Here is a 16,241-nt window from a genome sequence, read left to right on the forward strand (position 1 = left end):
AGTTGTATGTAGGATTTGTCTTTTCTGAAAAAACATTTGTCTTTATATTGTAGAAAATCCTTGATTCCTATATGGAAAGAGTCCATAATGGAAATTAATCATTTAACTGAAAATTCTAAAATGAGCAGGGGTTGTCTTTATGAAAGTGGTCAAATTTGGCGGAACATCGCTTGCATCAGGAAAACAAATTCAAAAAGTACTGAACATTGTCATTTCTGATCCGAAAAGAAAGATTGTGGTGGTTTCAGCACCGGGAAAACGGTTTGCGGATGACACGAAAGTAACCGATTTGCTGATTGCGTGCGCCCGCAAGAAATTACGCGGCGAGGATGCGACAGATTGGCTGGAAGCGGTAGTGGAAAGATTCGCAAGCATTGCAATGGATTTGGAGATGTCAAACGATATCGTAAAGGAAATCCGTGCTGATTTAGAGGAGCGGCTACGAGGATACAAAGGGGATCCGAAGCGCTTTTTAGATCATATGAAAGCGGCAGGGGAGGATAATAATGCGAAGCTGATTGCCGCTTATTTTCAAGAGAGAGGAGTAGAGGCTAGATATGTTAGTCCGAAAGAAGCGGGATTAATTGTCACTGACGAACCGGGGAATGCACGGGTATTGCCGGAATCCTACAAGCGATTGTATTCGTTGCGGGAGCAAAGCGGAATCATTATTTTTCCCGGATTTTTCGGCTTCAGTAAAAACGGGGATGTGGTGACATTCTCCCGCGGCGGTTCGGATATTACAGGCTCTATTTTAGCCAATGGGGTGAAGGCGGAGCTTTATGAAAATTTTACGGATGTCGATGCTGTGTATGCCGTGAATCCGAATTTTGTTTCTCACCCGACGGAAATTCAAGAACTGACTTATCGGGAAATGAGGGAGTTGTCCTACGCCGGATTTTCTGTTTTTCATGATGAAGCCTTGATTCCGGCTTTCCGCGCCGGAATACCGGTCAACATCAAAAATACGAACAATCCTTCTGCGCCGGGGACCAAAATTGTCAATGAACGGGAAACGAAAAACGGACCGGTCGTGGGCATTGCGAGCGACGAAGGATTTTGCAGTATTTATATTCAAAAATATTTAATGAATAAGGAAATCGGATTCGGTCGGAAACTGCTGCAAATTTTAGAAGATTTCGGTCTTTCCTATGAACATATTCCTTCCGGTATTGACGATGTGACGGTTATTTTACGGGAAAATCAACTCAATCAGGAGCTAGAACAAGTGATATTGCACCAAATAAAAGAGAAACTAGATGCTGACGAAGTGAAAATTCAACATCGTCTTGCTTTGATTATGTTAGTGGGCGAGGGAATGCGCCGCAATATTGGAACAACGGCCCGAGCCGCGAGCGCTTTAGCAAAAGCGGGAGTGAATATTGAAATGGTGAACCAGGGATCTTCCGAAGTCAGTATGATGTTTGCTGTAAAGGAAGAAGTGGAAAGACGGGCGGTCCAAGCTTTATATGAAGAATTTTTTGTCAGCGTCCCGGTTTGAATCATAAGAGCAATAGCAACGCAAAGCCCTTACCATTCTAAGCTGCAATCGTTCGCCTTCTCGTTGTTGAAACCCGTGAGGCGGACGAGTCTCTCTTCCGACGGAAAACAATGATGGCACATTTGAGGAAAACAACTTTTGAGATTGCTTGGGAATTTTTAAGCGCCGCTTCGTTTTTCCGTAGGAGAACGAACATGAGATCTGATCAAAGCCCCGAAAAGCACACTCAATCATATCATTTATCAGAATGCGTGTAACCCCTTTATGCAATTATAAAATCTTTTTTCGTTTTGTATGAAATCGCTATCAAATCAACTCGCTTTTCATTATTTAAGATCCGCAAAGCTCGGGTGGAAAAACCACAACAACAAGGCGATAACGGGGACCGTTAGTATGATAGCTTTGACATTACTTCGATAGTGAAGGCGAAGCATGGTAAATAAGACAATATTGAAAATAAAAGACCACATGGCATTCCATCCGTTATGATATAAAAACAGCCCTTTTTGGTGGGAAAAGAATTCGATTATTTCAAACAGTATAACCCATCCCGTAATGTACACAAACATTTTTTTCCCTTCAGGCAAAAAAGATAAATAAAAATAAATGGCAACCGGTATGATCAAAAATGTAAAGATTAGATCAATGATTGTGTGGTTTAACCATTCTGTTTCTACAGAACGGTATTCCCATAACGTATGGTCGTAAAAAAGAAAATTATAAAGCAAATCGCAAATCACATAATACTGGATCGTTGTATAATATTTTTTCCATTTTGTCCATTCCGTCATCGGGATGGCAATAAGTAGATAAATTACGGTAAAAAGCAGCAAATACATAAAGAATACCTCTTTTGATAGTGGTAATATATATTATTCCATTTGTATGGATAGAGCATTCATGGGAAAGCAGAACAAATATTTCTAGTGAACAAAGATCGATATTCTGGTGCCATTCATTCACCAAATGAATAAAGTTTCTATTCTAGTTGAACAGGGACTTTCACTCTATAACCTAAGATACGATATAGAACGGAAAATAAATGAATGTTGCAATAAAATATTTCATTCAAGAATTTTGTGGAATCATCAATTTAAATGAGAAAACACGCGAATCAGAACGGACTGTCTTTCTTTTTTGGAGAATAGTTGAAATTAAGGTTTTGTTATATCATCCAAAAAATCAAGAACGGAATCCGTTCTTTTTTGTTTAAGTGTATATTTTCATTCATGGAGCCTCTCAGTATAATTTAATCAGAATTTTCTAAAAATAATCACTCAAATCAAAATGTTACCGCTTTCATTATTTGGCGCTGAAAATGAACAAATTAAGGGGGGATGGAAATGATTCGGACAGCTAACGGAGAAGAGATTTTTGTTATTGATGCTCATATAGCCTTGTGGGATGGCAGTAAGGAGAATCAACTGAATATTCATGGAGAGCAATTTATCAGCTGTTTTTATGATTATCACAAAAATCTGAGCCCTAAAGAATATTATTGGCCCTGGGATAAGTTTGTGAAGTATGATCCGGAAACGCTGGTTAACGACGTATTGGTTAAAGGATATGCAGATATGGCCATTTTTCAACCTGTCTATTTAAAAGAGTTTTATAAAAATGGTTTTGGTGATTTTGACGCAAATGACGCCCTTTCCAAACGGTACCCTAATCGTTTTATTTGCAACGGGACAATGGACCCGCGGCATGGCGAACGAGGATTGGAAAATTTGGAAAAAATGAAAGAAAAGTACAACTGGCAAGGGATTAAGTTGTATACAGCGGATTGGTATGGAAATTCAAAGGGATATAAACTTTCAGACGACTGGTCCAAAAGATATCTTGAAAAGTGCCAAGAATTAGGGATTAAAAATATTCACATTCATAAAGGACCCACGGTCACTCCTTTGAATCGGGATGCATTTGACGTGGCAGATGTGGATGATGCAGCAAGCTGTTTTCCGGAATTAAACTTTATCGTAGAACATGTAGGACTGCCGAGATTAGAAGATTTTTGCTGGATTGCGACACAGGAAAAAAATGTGTACGGAGGATTGGCGGTAGCTATTTCTTTAATCCATACTCGTCCTCGTTATTTTGCTGAAATCATAAGTGAATTGTTGTACTGGCTGGATGAAGACCGTATCATTTTTGGAAGCGATTATGCTATTTGGGAGCCAAAGTGGATTATCGAAAAGTTCCTTGAATTTGAACTTCCGGAAGATATCCAAGAAGAAACAGGTGTGACGTTGGATTTGAATGTGAAGAAGAAAATTTTAGGTGAGAATGTAGCGAGATTATACAACATAGATATCGAAGCGCAAAAAGAAAAGTTGAAAAATTGCGAATTAAATGAACGAAAGGCGAAACTTAATGAAATCAAAGCTAATTTCTAAAGGATCTTCACGAACAAAGGAAGTGGATCAAAGATTATGGAAAAAGAAGATCAAGTATATAGAATGCTTGAAAAAGTTTATGATCCTGAACTGGATCAACCTTTAACAGAGCTAGGGTTTATTGATCACATCGCCATTCAAGACCATCATGTAGAAGTTGTTTTTCGTTTACCGACTTATTGGTGCTCGCCGAACTTTGCCTATATCATGGCCGAAGATATACGGAAATATGTATCTGAACTGGAATGGGTGCATTCAGTGAAAGTCCATTTATTGGATCATTGTGCTTCCGATGAAATCAATCACGGAGCAACGAAAGGCAAGTCGTTTAACGAAGTCTTTCGTGACTTATCGGATGGAGACCTTGACGAATTGCGCAAAACGTTTGAGATAAAAGCTTACTATGCAAGGCAAGAAAAACTGATGAAATATCTCTTAAAAAATGGGATGACAAAGAAAGAGATGATAGGTTTGTCTCTGCAACAATTGAATGAATTGCCTTTATCGGAAGAAGGTCATCTGCTGAGAGACAAATATTTGGAGAAAAAAAGGGCCTTGAATCACTCCAATACATTGGCCTTCACAACTCCGGAAGATAAACAGCTGTCTGAAGAAGAATTTTCGTTTTACTTGCAAGGCGCCAAGCGTACGCGGATGAGCATGGAATTTAATGCCCATTATTGTCGAGGTTTGTTAGAAACACGATACCATTTGCCCTCTAACGATTAGATGAGCATGACGTAATGAAAAGAGATGTTAAGAAGTGTGTCCAAAACGAAAATATTTTTTAAAGAAGGAACGGTGATGAAAAAATGAGTAAAAAAGTTCTTATTGTAACGGGTGATGCGGTGGAAGCTTTAGAAGTATTTTATCCGTATTATCGTTGTATCGAAGAAAATATTCAATGCACGATTGCGTCTCCTGTGAAGAAAAAGCTTCAAACGGTTGTCCATGATTTCCTCCCTGAAATGGAGACCGTTACAGAAAAGTGGGGGTATAAAATCGAATCTCACGCATCCGTAGACGAAATTGATCCTGCTGACTTTGATGGGCTGATTATTCCCGGAGGACGCGCGCCTGAATATATACGTCTAAATAAAAAAGTTCAAGAAATCGTCGCTCACTTTTTAAAAGAAAATAAACCGCTTGGAGCCATCTGCCATGGACAACAAGTTTTAACGACTGTAAGAGAATATATCAATGGCAGGGAAATGACGGCATTCTCCGCTTGTCGGCCGGAAGTGGAAGCGGCAGGAGCTATTTACGTGGAAAAATTGCTTCATGTGGACGGAAATTTGGTGTCTGGGCATGCTTGGCCGGATTTGCCGGGATTTATGAAAGAATTCTTTGCATTATTAAATGTAAAAAAAGAAGCTTCTGTTTAAAGAATAGCTAAAAAGGGCTGAATCAAAAACGTTTGATTCAGCCTTTTTCTCTTTTTATTTGTAAAAACAATCAAAGAATCGATCGTTTAATGCATTAAGAGAGATTCTTTGTTTGGCTACAGTTTTCTTTTATCCATCTCATGATGGGAATGAGAATTCAATAACATGAGTGATATATAAAATATGACAATTCCTTCCGTGGTTTTCGGATTGATTCCGGTTAGCTCTTCGATTTTATTTAAACGATAATGCAGAGTATTAATATGTATATTCATTTCTTCTGAAGTTTTTTTGATCGATTGATTATTATGCAAATAGTGCTGCAAAGTATCGATGAGTATTGGATCTTCTTTCAAAACGTCAATCGTTCTTCTTTGAAAATCCTTTTGTATTTCGATGGGAATGTCTTCTAAGATAATTTCTAATATGAGATCTTCATAAAATACAATCCCAAGATGTTTTTGAGCCACTTTTAATGCTTTCATTGCCTCTTTAAATGATCTATGGATAATCTGTCTGCACATTGTCTTTCCTACACCAATTGCTAAATGGTGGTGATATTTCCTTTCGAATCTTTCTTTAAAGTTTTTTAATTGGCTATGGAAATGATTCTTGTTAAAAGTAGAGCCAATCTTTTTTAACAGCAAGAAACGTTCTTGCCCCCAGCGAATGAGGAAATGATTTTCTTTCCCGAATACAGAATAGAACAATTCCATGATTTCTTTTTGAATTCTGGGAATGTCATAATGATCGAGTGTTTGTATTTCGGATTGTATGAGGGCGCAAATATGCGTGTCGTAAACGGGGATTCCCAGCATGACACCTCGCTCTAAAAATTCTTTATCAACCGATGTAGAGTTGATCCATTCATACAAATAAGATTCTATACCGCGTATTTCCCATTCGTTTCTCTCGGTATAATAAGCTTCTTGTATAATGAGTTCTGTCATTCTTCTAATTAATTCCGCAAACGGTTCCACTTTTTTAGGCTCTCCTGTTATTCCGATGACGCCGATTACTTGCTTATTAAACATAATGGGCATGTTGATGCCTGCTTTTACTCCTTTTAGAATTTTTGCTTTGTCCTGATCAATATAAAGTACTTTTTTTGTTTTAATGACAATGGTCGCTCCTTCATGAAAGGTGCCAATTCTGCTTTTTTCAGTGGAAGAAATGATGATTCCTTTTGTATCCACTAATATAATATCTTCTTTCATTACTTGCTGAACTTCTGAAATAATTTTAGAAGCTAAATTGGTTGATAAATGCATGGGGCATCGACCGCCTTCTTTTGGATTAAAAAACAATAAAAACGGTATATTTCACATTTTAATCATATGATCATACATAGATTAAATACCCAACTTTCTTTATAATAAAACAAAAATTAGAAAAGCGAGGGTTTTCAATATGATTCCTTCTCATGTGAAGAAGCGTTTTGTGGATATCGTAGGAAGGGAAAATTTCGAAGATTCAGAAGTAGAGCGGTTAGTTTATTCATACGATGCCACCCCTAATTTTCAATCTATTCCTGACGCGGTGGTTTCACCCAGAAATACGGAGGAAGTATCCGAAATATTAAAACTGTGCAATGAATGGGAAATACCGATTGTTCCGAGAGGATCGGGAACGAACTTGTGTGCCGGCACTTGTCCTGTTGAAGGAGGAGTTGTTCTTCTGTTTAAACATATGAACAAAATTTTAGAAATCGATGAAGAAAATTTAACCGTGACTTGTCAACCGGGAGTTATAACACTTGATTTAATCAATGCGGTTGAACAAAAAGGTTTATTTTATCCTCCTGATCCAAGTTCTATAAAAATATCGACGATCGGTGGGAATTTAAACGAAAACTCCGGGGGATTAAGAGGACTGAAATATGGAGTAACCCGTGATTATGTATTGGGATTGGAGGCAGTTCTTCCTAACGGAGATATCATCCGGACAGGAGGAAAATTAGCAAAAGATGTAGCGGGGTATGATTTAACTCGATTATTGGTAGGTTCAGAAGGCACACTGGGTGTGATTACAGAGGCGACGTTAAAATTGATTCCGCTTCCTGAAACAAAAAAGACAATGCTTGCTTTATATCAAGATTTAGAGGCTGCAGCTCGTTCCGTTTCCAAAATTATTGCGAATAAAGTTATTCCAGCGACTTTGGAGTTTTTAGATCAACCTACATTACAAGCGGTGGAAGACTATGCACAAATCGGTTTGCCGACGGATGTTCAAGCAGTGTTGCTAATCGAACAAGATGGAACCGCTGAAAATGTAAACAAAGATATGAAGATAATGGAAGAAATATGCAGAAGCGAAAATGCTGTCTCTGTACAGATCGCACAGTCTGAAGAAGAAGCGGAGGCGCTGCGTGCGGCCAGACGTACGGCTTTGTCAGCTTTAGCTCGACTGCAGCCGACAACTATTTTAGAAGATGCCACCGTTCCCAGATCAGAAATAGCCAAAATGGTGAAAGCCATCAATGACATAGCGCATAAATATAACGTCAATATATGTACATTTGGCCATGCCGGAGACGGGAATCTTCATCCTACATGCACAACCGATATTCGTAATAAAGAAGAGATGGAGAGAGTGGAAAAAGCTTTTGCTGAAATCTTTGAAAAAGCGATTGAATTGGGCGGAACCGTTACGGGGGAACATGGAGTGGGAGCTATGAAAGCGCCTTATTTAGAATGGAAACTGGGAGTATCAGGCATCCAAGTGATGAAATCGATCAAAGAAGCATTAGATCCCCATAATATTATGAATCCAGGGAAACTATTCGCAAAAGATACACGAAAACGGGTGGTGATATCAAAATGATGTCGGAATCCGAAAAGAAAAGTATTCAAATAGCCTTCAAGGAACGTATGAATGAAGATGAGTTATTAAACTGTATGAGATGCGGTTTTTGCTTGCCTTCATGTCCGACATACTTGGTATCTGGTTACAAAGAAAGCCAATCACCACGCGGAAGAATCGCTTTAATGAAGGCAGTTTATGACGGAGTGATACAACCGGATGATGAGTTTGTGAACTCATTGAACTTATGTTTAGGCTGCCGTGCGTGTGAGCCGGTCTGTCCGTCAGATGTTCATTACGGCCATTTATTGGAAGAAGCCAGAGACATCATAAACCAAAATAAAAAACATTCTTTACCCGTTCGAACGGTTCGTAAAGTAGTCTTTGAAAAATTATTTCCCAAAAAAAGTAATCTAATAAATGTCACTAGCTTGGTTGGATATTACCAAAGATCAGGTCTTCAAAAAGTGGCGCGTAAAATAGGATTTATGAAATTATTTCCTGATAACCTGAGAGAGATGGAAAAAATTCTGCCGGATATTCCTAAGAAAAAAGAAATGATCGATAGGGATGAACATTTTGCGCCCGCAGGTTCGAAAAAGGCGACTGTAGCTTTTTTTTCTGGATGTTTAATGGATACGATGTTTATGGAAACCAATCATGCGACGATTCAATTATTGCAAAAAGCCGGATGTGAAATTGTGATTCCTAAAACGCAATCATGTTGTGGTGCTCTGCACGGTCATGGCGGAGAGAAAGAAATCGCAAAAGAACTGGCGAAGCAAAATATTGAGGCATTTGAAAAACACGACGTCGATTACATTATTACAAACGCAGGCGGGTGCGGAGCTTTCTTGATTGAATACGACCATTTGTTGAAAGATGAACCGGAATGGTCAGAGCGGGCCAAAGCATTCGTGGCTAAGATAAAAGATATTACGGAAATTTTATATGAACTGGATTTTCACAAGAAATACAGCCTCTCTCTTCCGGAACAAATAGTAACCTATCAAGATTCTTGTCACTTAAGAAACGTCATGAAAACTTCCAAGGCTCCCAGAGAATTGCTTCGTTCTATTAAAGGAATTACGTTCAAAGAAATGGAAAACGCAGATAGTTGCTGCGGATCTGCCGGTATCTACAACATCGTAGAACCGAAGACATCCATGGAAATTTTGGATCAAAAAATGGTAAAAATCAAGAAAACAAAAGCAACAACGATCGTTACAGCGAATCCAGGATGTTTGATGCAAATGATGCTGGGAATAGAAAGAGAGAAGTTAAAGGATGTAAAAGCTGTTCATATTGTGGATTTATTATTAGAGGCGACAAAATATTAATATTTCAAGCTGCGGAAATGGAATGCCTGAGAAAGCGGGAGCCGTCACAGAAAAATCAGGAGATGTCGGAAGCTCTCATCGTAAAAGGATTGGGTATGAGCAATTCCTCTTTGCAAATCATTCATGCCATTCTTAAAATTTGAATGATCAATGATCATGAAATAAGTAGCCGATTCATGAATAATGCCAGTCCCACTCTAAATCACGGAGAAAAGGGCTGGTGATTTTTAAAATAGATATTTTTCTAGCCATCTTTGCTGTTGATTCCTGACAAAACAATCTTTTTTAGGCTGAAACGCTTCGAAAAAGAAAAGGACCATTTGTTGAGTAATAAAAAAGTTGTTTAAATTATAAAAATGTCATTTAAAAAATAAAAAAGTCGTTTAGTTGAATAGCGTACCAGGTACCGTCAAGAATTTTGTGTTATGTAAGATAGATAGGGTATCTCTGAAATGGATTTGGAATGGATAGGGGTTCGATTTCCTCCACACAGGAGACTGAATATTCAGTCTCCTGTGTGGAAAGGGAGAATCCCTTTATTTTGTTCGTTTACAATATTTGGTTAGTTATAACGTTTTTCAAACATTTGTTGAAGGGTTTCATAGGCTTCAGCAAATCCTCGTAATTTTCGTCCTGCCCATTTCTCATTAAAATCTTGGATGGTCAAATACACGACTTTTTCAGCGGCTTCTAAACTACTCAAACTGTTCATCGGCTTTAGACGTTTCCGAATCTCTTTGATCGTTCGTTCAATGGCATTGGTCGTGTAAATCACACTTCGAATACTGCTTGGATAATCCATAAATGTAAGGAGGACATCCAACTCATTGGCCCAAGATTGAACTTCTCTCGGATACTTGTTCGACCATTTCGACTCAAACTGTTGAAACATCTGTAACGCAATCTCCTTATTCGGTGCGCGATAAATCAGTTTGAGATCCTCTGCCACTTCAAATTGATCTTTTTTCCGAACACGATTTAAGGTATTACGTACTTTGTGAACGACACAGCGCTGCACATCGGCTTTCGGATAAACAGCCTTAAAGGCTTCCTCTAGCCCCGGAAGGCCATCAAATACGCCCAGAAGCACTTCCTGTACGCCTCTTTTGTAGAGCTGTTGAAGAATCTCTTGCCATCCATAGGCACTCTCCTGTCCTCCTACGAAAAAATCAAGAATTTCGCGATATCCTTCTTCGTTGACCCCCAACACCACATAAATCACTTCTTTCTCCACGGTATCGCGACGAAGTTTTACATACAATCCGTCTAAATATAAGACAGAATAACGTTTGTTCAGGGGACGTTTGTGCCATTTCTCAATGTCTTCTTTCACGATATCGGTCATACGACTGATCGTTGAAGGAGAATAGGCCTTGCCTAAAATTCGTTCAATAAACTTGCCAATTTCACGCGTACTCATACCACTTTGATACATCTTGATGATGGCTTCCTCGAGCCAGCCCGTATGGCGTTGGTAAGGGGTGAACAGCTGCGTTTGAAATTCCCCCTTTCGGTCTCTTGGAACAGAAAGTCCTTCGATACGACCATACTGCGTGTCTAGGTTTCGATGGTAATAGCCGTTTCTTCTATTCGACGTTCCCTCTTGTTCCATTTCGAGGAAAGTCTGGATTTCTTCCTTCATGATCAGCTCTAATTTTTCCTTTACAAACTCACGAATAACGTTTTCCAGTTGATTCATCCAATCTATATTCGATATACTCTTAGACATAGGTAGGGTACTCCTTTCTCTAGATGATTGGTCAAATCAGAGAATACCCTACCTTTTTCTTTTGGTCTAACTAAATGCTTGACACAAAATTTTATACATCATCGCGTACCAGTTATTTTAAAGGAAAATACTTATAATTAACGGGATGTTGCACAATAAGCCCAATATACTTCTTTTGATGTTTTTTGTGTTTGATATTCTAATTTTAAGAAGCATCTCTGTGAAATCAGAGATGCTTCTATAATTATATGAGAATCAATGGTAAGGTTTTCCCGACTTCAAGTTTTTGTTCAAGTTTAACAACAAATTTTTATCAATATTTAATAAATTTTTATTGCGAAACGATAAATAACGTATTAAAATTTATTCAAAAATAAATAAGTGAGGTGCTTTTTATGAAACAAAGATCAACATTGTTTTTAAAAATAGCTGTTTTTATTATCGGAACTCCAGTTCTTGCTTTATGTATATTTGGGTTGCCTATGTTAGCTAAAGAAGCAGCAGAAAATAATTCGGAGTACGCTTATGTACTATATGGCTTTTTAATCGTTATGTATGTATCGGCGATACCATTTTTCTTCGCTCTGTATCAGGCTTTTAAACTTTTAAGTTATATTGACAAGAAAAAAGCTTTCTCGGAATTATCCGTAAAGGCTTTAAAGAATATAAAGTACTGTGCGGTCATAATCAGTATCTCGTATGTGCCGGGTTTGCCCTTCTTCTATATCGTTGCGAAATTAGAAGACGCCCCAGGTATCATGCTAATCGGATTGGGCATTATTTTTGCTTCAACGATTATTGCGGTCTTTGCTGCTGTTCTTCAAAGGCTTTTACAAGAAGCCATCGATATAAAATCAGAAAATGATTTAACGATCTGAGGTGAATAATATGGCAATTATCATCAATATTGATGTGATGCTGGCTAAAAGGAAAATGAGCGTCACAGAACTTTCGGAGAGGGTTGGAATCACGATGGCTAATCTTTCTATATTGAAAAATGGAAAGGCAAAAGCGATTCGATTATCAACTTTAGATGCGATTTGTAAGGCTTTAGAATGTCAGCCTGGAGATATCTTAGAATACCGAAGTGATGAAGACATCCAAGATTAATAAAGTAGGAAACATTGAAAGGAAAAGAAAGTTATTCGGCGGTGAGCTAGCTACTATACTAAGCAGGACTTGCATATATTCAGAAAAAACTTTGGAGGAACAAATCATTGAGAGCACTAAAACAACTCGTTCGTTTTGGTTGGGAGCAGGCCCTATCATGTTTGTTTCCTGTCGTTATTTTTGCCTCTTTGGCTTTTACAAAAATCATGCCACTTCCCTTCCTACCACGGTATGACTGGCTGCTTATCATCTGTCTTCTGATGCAGTGGTGGATGGTGCGTTCTGGGCTTGAAACACGGGATGAACTAAAGGTTATCACATTGTTCCACCTTATTGGACTTACTCTTGAAATTTTCAAGGTACATATGGGCTCCTGGTCTTATCCAGAGGAAGGATATTTCAAAATTTTTGGAGTGCCTTTGTATAGTGGATTTATGTACGCAAGTGTAGCGAGTTATCTTTGCCAGGCGTGGAGGAGGCTTAAGGTTGAACTGGTTAAGTGGCCACCGTTTTTGGTAGTTGTACCTCTTGCAGCTGCGATTTATTTGAATTTTTTCACCCACCATTATTGGATTGACGTTCGTTGGTGGTTATCTGGACTTGTAATTATCGTCTTTTGGCAATCATGGGTCACATACGAGGTTGATGGAACTCGTTACCGTATGCCACTCACACTTTCTTTTGTGCTTATCGGATTTTTTATATGGATAGCCGAAAATATCGCAACGTTCTTTGGAGCTTGGGAATATCCAAACCAAACCGATGCATGGAGTCTCGTTCATCTAGGAAAGGTGAGTTCATGGCTCTTATTAGTGATTGTTAGCTTTCTTATAGTAGCGACGTTAAAGCAGGCTAAGGGAAAAATTCAACTAGGAGAAACTAGTAATAGTCAATTTTTATAACTGTTAAGAACCCTTTTTTAAAAAGTCGGAACCTTAGCATAGTAAGGAATTCGACTTTTTTAGGTTGAAGTTCTCCTAGCGTACAAAATTTCGAATAAGATAAATTGGAAAAAGCAACGTTGAATTGTTACTTTTTTTCTCTAAAAATAGCTTGATCATTCTGCCGGAATGCATTTATTAGGGGTTTTTGTGAAAATATTCACTTGAAACTTTAGCGTCCTAAATCAGAATGGGGTTTTGTGTGTTTGAGGTTATAAAATTAAATAACTTTATTGTAATCTTACACCATATCTATGGAAAAAGAATTTCAAAAAAACTATTTACAAAAATAAAATACAATACTATAATAATTCATGTCTTTTTGATAAGCATTTTAATAAAGCGGGTGTAGTTTAGTGGTAAAACCACAGCCTTCCAAGCTGTTGTCGTGGGTTCGATTCCCATCACCCGCTCCAAAAATAGTTCGGGCCTATAGCTCAGCTGGTTAGAGCGCACGCCTGATAAGCGTGAGGTCGATGGTTCAAGTCCATTTAGGCCCATTCTTCATATTGTATACTGATGCGTAGTAAAATGAATGGATTCGCAATCGGCAGTTGACATAAACAAGCAATGGTCTGCGAAGAGTGGGGAGAGCTGTCCGAGTGGTCGAAGGAGCACGATTGGAAATCGTGTAGACGGTCAACGCCGTCTCAAGGGTTCGAATCCCTTGCTCTCCGCCATGAAATATTTTGGCCCGTTGGTCAAGTGGTTAAGACACCGCCCTTTCACGGCGGTAACACGGGTTCGAATCCCGTACGGGTCATCCTCAATGGAGGTTTAGCTCAGCTGGGAGAGCACTTGCCTTACAAGCAAGGGGTCGGCGGTTCGATCCCGTCAACCTCCACCATCACCATGTAACTTTTTTGAAGTGTAGTGGACATCAGGATTTGGTTTTCATGCCTTTTATAAGGTCGTGCGGAAGTAGTTCAGTGGTAGAACACCACCTTGCCAAGGTGGGGGTCGCGGGTTCGAGTCCCGTCTTCCGCTCTTTTTTTATTTCAGTAAGGGAATGAAAAATTGAAACTGATCATGATCATACTTTGAGCCTTTTTTCGATATACTTGCGCCCATAGCTCAATTGGATAGAGCGTCTGACTACGGATCAGAAGGTTAGGGGTTCGACTCCTCTTGGGCGCGCCATGAAAAATTTTCAGTTTTAATAGCTCGTTCTATAACCGTTATGTGCAGAAATTTAATATTAAGTCTTTTTGGTTTTAAAAACTTTTTTCAAGGTCCCGTAGTGTAGCGGTTATCACGCCTGCCTGTCACGCAGGAGATCGCGGGTTCGATTCCCGTCGGGACCGCCATGAAATCAAAAGAGGTCGGTAAAGGAAAAAACCGATAAAGCATTTTTTCTCAGAGAAAATTTTCCCCTTGCATTTCTTTTGTGTTGGGTGTATAAATAAATAGCTGACTTAAAAGAGATGATCAAAACAACTTTTAATAAAAAAGTTGTTGACACAAATGCAAGAAGGTAATATAATATAAAACGTCGCTTTTGATAATGCGATTTTGATAGATTCAAAAGTTGGATCCTTGAAAACTGAACAAAACGAAACGTAAACCAATGTTTCGATAGAAACAAGCCAAGTCAAATTTCTTTTTGGAGAGTTTGATCCTGGCTCAGGACGAACGCTGGCGGCGTGCCTAATACATGCAAGTCGAGCGGACTTTCAAGAAGCTTGCTTTTTGAAAGTTAGCGGCGGACGGGTGAGTAACACGTGGGCAACCTGCCTGCAAGACGGGGATAACTCCGGGAAACCGGGGCTAATACCGGATAATATCTTCCTTCGCATGAAGGAAGGTTGAAAGGCGGCGCAAGCTGCCGCTTGCAGATGGGCCCGCGGCGCATTAGCTAGTTGGTGAGGTAACGGCTCACCAAGGCGACGATGCGTAGCCGACCTGAGAGGGTGATCGGCCACACTGGGACTGAGACACGGCCCAGACTCCTACGGGAGGCAGCAGTAGGGAATCTTCCGCAATGGACGAAAGTCTGACGGAGCAACGCCGCGTGAGCGAAGAAGGTCTTCGGATCGTAAAGCTCTGTTGTCAGGGAAGAACAAGTACCGTTCGAACAGGGCGGTACCTTGACGGTACCTGACCAGAAAGCCACGGCTAACTACGTGCCAGCAGCCGCGGTAATACGTAGGTGGCAAGCGTTGTCCGGAATTATTGGGCGTAAAGCGCGCGCAGGCGGTCTCTTAAGTCTGATGTGAAAGCCCACGGCTCAACCGTGGAGGGTCATTGGAAACTGGGAGACTTGAGTGCAGAAGAGGAGAGCGGAATTCCACGTGTAGCGGTGAAATGCGTAGAGATGTGGAGGAACACCAGTGGCGAAGGCGGCTCTCTGGTCTGTAACTGACGCTGAGGCGCGAAAGCGTGGGGAGCGAACAGGATTAGATACCCTGGTAGTCCACGCCGTAAACGATGAGTGCTAAGTGTTAGAGGGCTTCCACCCTTTAGTGCTGCAGCTAACGCATTAAGCACTCCGCCTGGGGAGTACGGCCGCAAGGCTGAAACTCAAAGGAATTGACGGGGGCCCGCACAAGCGGTGGAGCATGTGGTTTAATTCGAAGCAACGCGAAGAACCTTACCAGGTCTTGACATCCTTCGCTACCTCTAGAGATAGAGGGTTCCCCTTCGGGGGACGGAGTGACAGGTGGTGCATGGTTGTCGTCAGCTCGTGTCGTGAGATGTTGGGTTAAGTCCCGCAACGAGCGCAACCCTTGACCTTAGTTGCCAGCATTCAGTTGGGCACTCTAAGGTGACTGCCGGTGACAAACCGGAGGAAGGTGGGGATGACGTCAAATCATCATGCCCCTTATGACCTGGGCTACACACGTGCTACAATGGATGGTACAAAGGGTCGCGAAACCGCGAGGTGGAGCTAATCCCAAAAAACCATTCTCAGTTCGGATTGCAGGCTGCAACTCGCCTGCATGAAGCCGGAATCGCTAGTAATCGCGGATCAGCATGCCGCGGTGAATACGTTCCCGGGCCTTGTACACACCGCCCGTCACACCACGAGAGTTTGCAACAC

At 40.2% G+C, this 16,241-nt stretch carries 12 protein-coding genes, 8 tRNA genes and 1 rRNA gene (1 of these 21 running past the window's edge); 18 read left to right on the plus strand and 3 right to left on the minus strand.

Features of this window, described 5'->3' with window-relative positions; genetic code table 11:
* Nucleotides 1-139 precede the first annotated feature (139 nt).
* Complete coding sequence (locus NST81_RS01460; protein ID WP_341027852.1) at nt 140-1,501, plus strand: aspartate kinase; 1,362 nt, start codon at nt 140-142, stop codon at nt 1,499-1,501.
* A 326-nt stretch (nt 1,502-1,827) separates the two neighbouring features.
* On the opposite strand, the gene NST81_RS01465 is transcribed toward NST81_RS01460, so the two are convergent.
* Nucleotides 1,828-2,340, minus strand: a complete 513-nt coding sequence (locus tag NST81_RS01465) for a CBO0543 family protein (protein ID WP_341027854.1) — start codon at nt 2,338-2,340, stop codon at nt 1,828-1,830.
* A 504-nt stretch (nt 2,341-2,844) separates the two neighbouring features.
* Here NST81_RS01465 and NST81_RS01470 point away from each other — a divergent pair.
* From NST81_RS01470 to NST81_RS01480, 3 genes are all read left to right on the plus strand, one after another.
* Nucleotides 2,845-3,894, plus strand: a complete 1,050-nt coding sequence (locus NST81_RS01470) for an amidohydrolase family protein (RefSeq protein WP_003354847.1) — start codon at nt 2,845-2,847, stop codon at nt 3,892-3,894.
* A gap of 36 nt (nt 3,895-3,930) precedes the next feature.
* Entirely contained in the window at nt 3,931-4,623 is a 693-nt protein-coding gene (locus NST81_RS01475) for an iron-sulfur cluster assembly protein (protein ID WP_003354848.1), read from the plus strand.
* A gap of 83 nt (nt 4,624-4,706) precedes the next feature.
* Entirely contained in the window at nt 4,707-5,279 is a 573-nt protein-coding gene (locus NST81_RS01480) for a DJ-1/PfpI family protein (RefSeq protein WP_048622488.1), read from the plus strand.
* Nucleotides 5,280-5,395: 116 nt separating this feature from the next.
* Here NST81_RS01480 and NST81_RS01485 read toward each other — a convergent pair whose 3' ends face one another.
* Nucleotides 5,396-6,550, minus strand: a complete 1,155-nt coding sequence (locus NST81_RS01485) for a CdaR family transcriptional regulator (RefSeq protein WP_341027855.1) — start codon at nt 6,548-6,550, stop codon at nt 5,396-5,398.
* 139 nt (nt 6,551-6,689) lie between these two features.
* Here NST81_RS01485 and glcD point away from each other — a divergent pair, with 139 nt between their 5' ends.
* Entirely contained in the window at nt 6,690-8,102 is a 1,413-nt protein-coding gene (glcD, locus tag NST81_RS01490) for a glycolate oxidase subunit GlcD (RefSeq protein ID WP_341027858.1), read from the plus strand.
* Nucleotides 8,099-9,421 carry a (Fe-S)-binding protein gene (locus NST81_RS01495; protein ID WP_003354828.1) on the plus strand — a complete coding sequence of 441 codons (1,323 nt, stop codon included), beginning with the start codon at nt 8,099-8,101 and terminating at the stop codon, nt 9,419-9,421. Before glcD ends, NST81_RS01495 begins: the two co-directional genes overlap by 4 nt.
* A gap of 562 nt (nt 9,422-9,983) precedes the next feature.
* Here the strand turns inward: NST81_RS01495 and NST81_RS01500 are convergent.
* Complete coding sequence (locus NST81_RS01500; RefSeq protein WP_048622577.1) at nt 9,984-11,150, minus strand: IS256 family transposase; 1,167 nt, start codon at nt 11,148-11,150, stop codon at nt 9,984-9,986.
* A gap of 395 nt (nt 11,151-11,545) precedes the next feature.
* Between NST81_RS01500 and NST81_RS01505 the strand changes: the two genes are divergently transcribed.
* The 12 genes from NST81_RS01505 to NST81_RS01560 all read left to right on the plus strand — a co-directional run.
* A complete protein-coding gene (locus NST81_RS01505; protein WP_048622490.1) occupies nt 11,546-12,028 on the plus strand; it encodes a DUF2975 domain-containing protein in 483 nt (160 codons plus the stop codon).
* A gap of 10 nt (nt 12,029-12,038) precedes the next feature.
* Entirely contained in the window at nt 12,039-12,260 is a 222-nt protein-coding gene (locus tag NST81_RS01510; RefSeq protein ID WP_003354823.1) for a helix-turn-helix domain-containing protein, read from the plus strand.
* Nucleotides 12,261-12,367: 107 nt separating this feature from the next.
* Nucleotides 12,368-13,162, plus strand: a complete 795-nt coding sequence (locus NST81_RS01515) for a DUF817 domain-containing protein (RefSeq protein ID WP_327796790.1) — start codon at nt 12,368-12,370, stop codon at nt 13,160-13,162.
* 381 nt (nt 13,163-13,543) lie between these two features.
* Nucleotides 13,544-13,617, plus strand: a tRNA-Gly gene (locus NST81_RS01520).
* Nucleotides 13,618-13,627: 10 nt separating this feature from the next.
* Nucleotides 13,628-13,701 (plus strand) — tRNA-Ile (locus NST81_RS01525).
* Between the two features lie 88 nt (nt 13,702-13,789).
* A tRNA-Ser gene (locus NST81_RS01530) sits at nt 13,790-13,881 on the plus strand.
* A gap of 11 nt (nt 13,882-13,892) precedes the next feature.
* Nucleotides 13,893-13,964 (plus strand) — tRNA-Glu (locus tag NST81_RS01535).
* 8 nt (nt 13,965-13,972) lie between these two features.
* Nucleotides 13,973-14,048, plus strand: a tRNA-Val gene (locus tag NST81_RS01540).
* Between the two features lie 68 nt (nt 14,049-14,116).
* A tRNA-Gly gene (locus tag NST81_RS01545) sits at nt 14,117-14,188 on the plus strand.
* A gap of 76 nt (nt 14,189-14,264) precedes the next feature.
* Nucleotides 14,265-14,341, plus strand: a tRNA-Arg gene (locus tag NST81_RS01550).
* A 91-nt stretch (nt 14,342-14,432) separates the two neighbouring features.
* Nucleotides 14,433-14,508: transfer RNA gene (locus NST81_RS01555), tRNA-Asp, on the plus strand.
* 293 nt (nt 14,509-14,801) lie between these two features.
* Nucleotides 14,802-16,241: ribosomal RNA gene (locus NST81_RS01560) — 16S ribosomal RNA — on the plus strand; it runs 115 nt beyond the window's last position.

Source organism: Bacillus sp. FSL W8-0223 (genome assembly GCF_038006805.1).
Taxonomy (GTDB): Bacteria; Bacillota; Bacilli; order Bacillales; family DSM-4216; genus Bacillus_O; species Bacillus_O smithii.

Excerpts from the sequence above, each read along its gene's own strand:
- NST81_RS01460 (WP_341027852.1), top strand. The coding sequence starts at position 140 with ATGAAAGTGGTCAAATTTGGCGGAACATCGCTTGCATCAGGAAAACAA.
- NST81_RS01465 (WP_341027854.1), bottom strand. The coding sequence starts at position 2,340 with ATGTATTTGCTGCTTTTTACCGTAATTTATCTACTTATTGCCATCCCG.
- NST81_RS01470 (WP_003354847.1), top strand. The coding sequence starts at position 2,845 with ATGATTCGGACAGCTAACGGAGAAGAGATTTTTGTTATTGATGCTCAT.
- NST81_RS01475 (WP_003354848.1), top strand. The coding sequence starts at position 3,931 with ATGGAAAAAGAAGATCAAGTATATAGAATGCTTGAAAAAGTTTATGAT.
- NST81_RS01480 (WP_048622488.1), top strand. The coding sequence starts at position 4,707 with ATGAGTAAAAAAGTTCTTATTGTAACGGGTGATGCGGTGGAAGCTTTA.
- NST81_RS01485 (WP_341027855.1), bottom strand. The coding sequence starts at position 6,550 with ATGCATTTATCAACCAATTTAGCTTCTAAAATTATTTCAGAAGTTCAG.
- glcD (WP_341027858.1), top strand. The coding sequence starts at position 6,690 with ATGATTCCTTCTCATGTGAAGAAGCGTTTTGTGGATATCGTAGGAAGG.
- NST81_RS01495 (WP_003354828.1), top strand. The coding sequence starts at position 8,099 with ATGATGTCGGAATCCGAAAAGAAAAGTATTCAAATAGCCTTCAAGGAA.
- NST81_RS01500 (WP_048622577.1), bottom strand. The coding sequence starts at position 11,150 with ATGTCTAAGAGTATATCGAATATAGATTGGATGAATCAACTGGAAAAC.
- NST81_RS01505 (WP_048622490.1), top strand. The coding sequence starts at position 11,546 with ATGAAACAAAGATCAACATTGTTTTTAAAAATAGCTGTTTTTATTATC.
- NST81_RS01510 (WP_003354823.1), top strand. The coding sequence starts at position 12,039 with ATGGCAATTATCATCAATATTGATGTGATGCTGGCTAAAAGGAAAATG.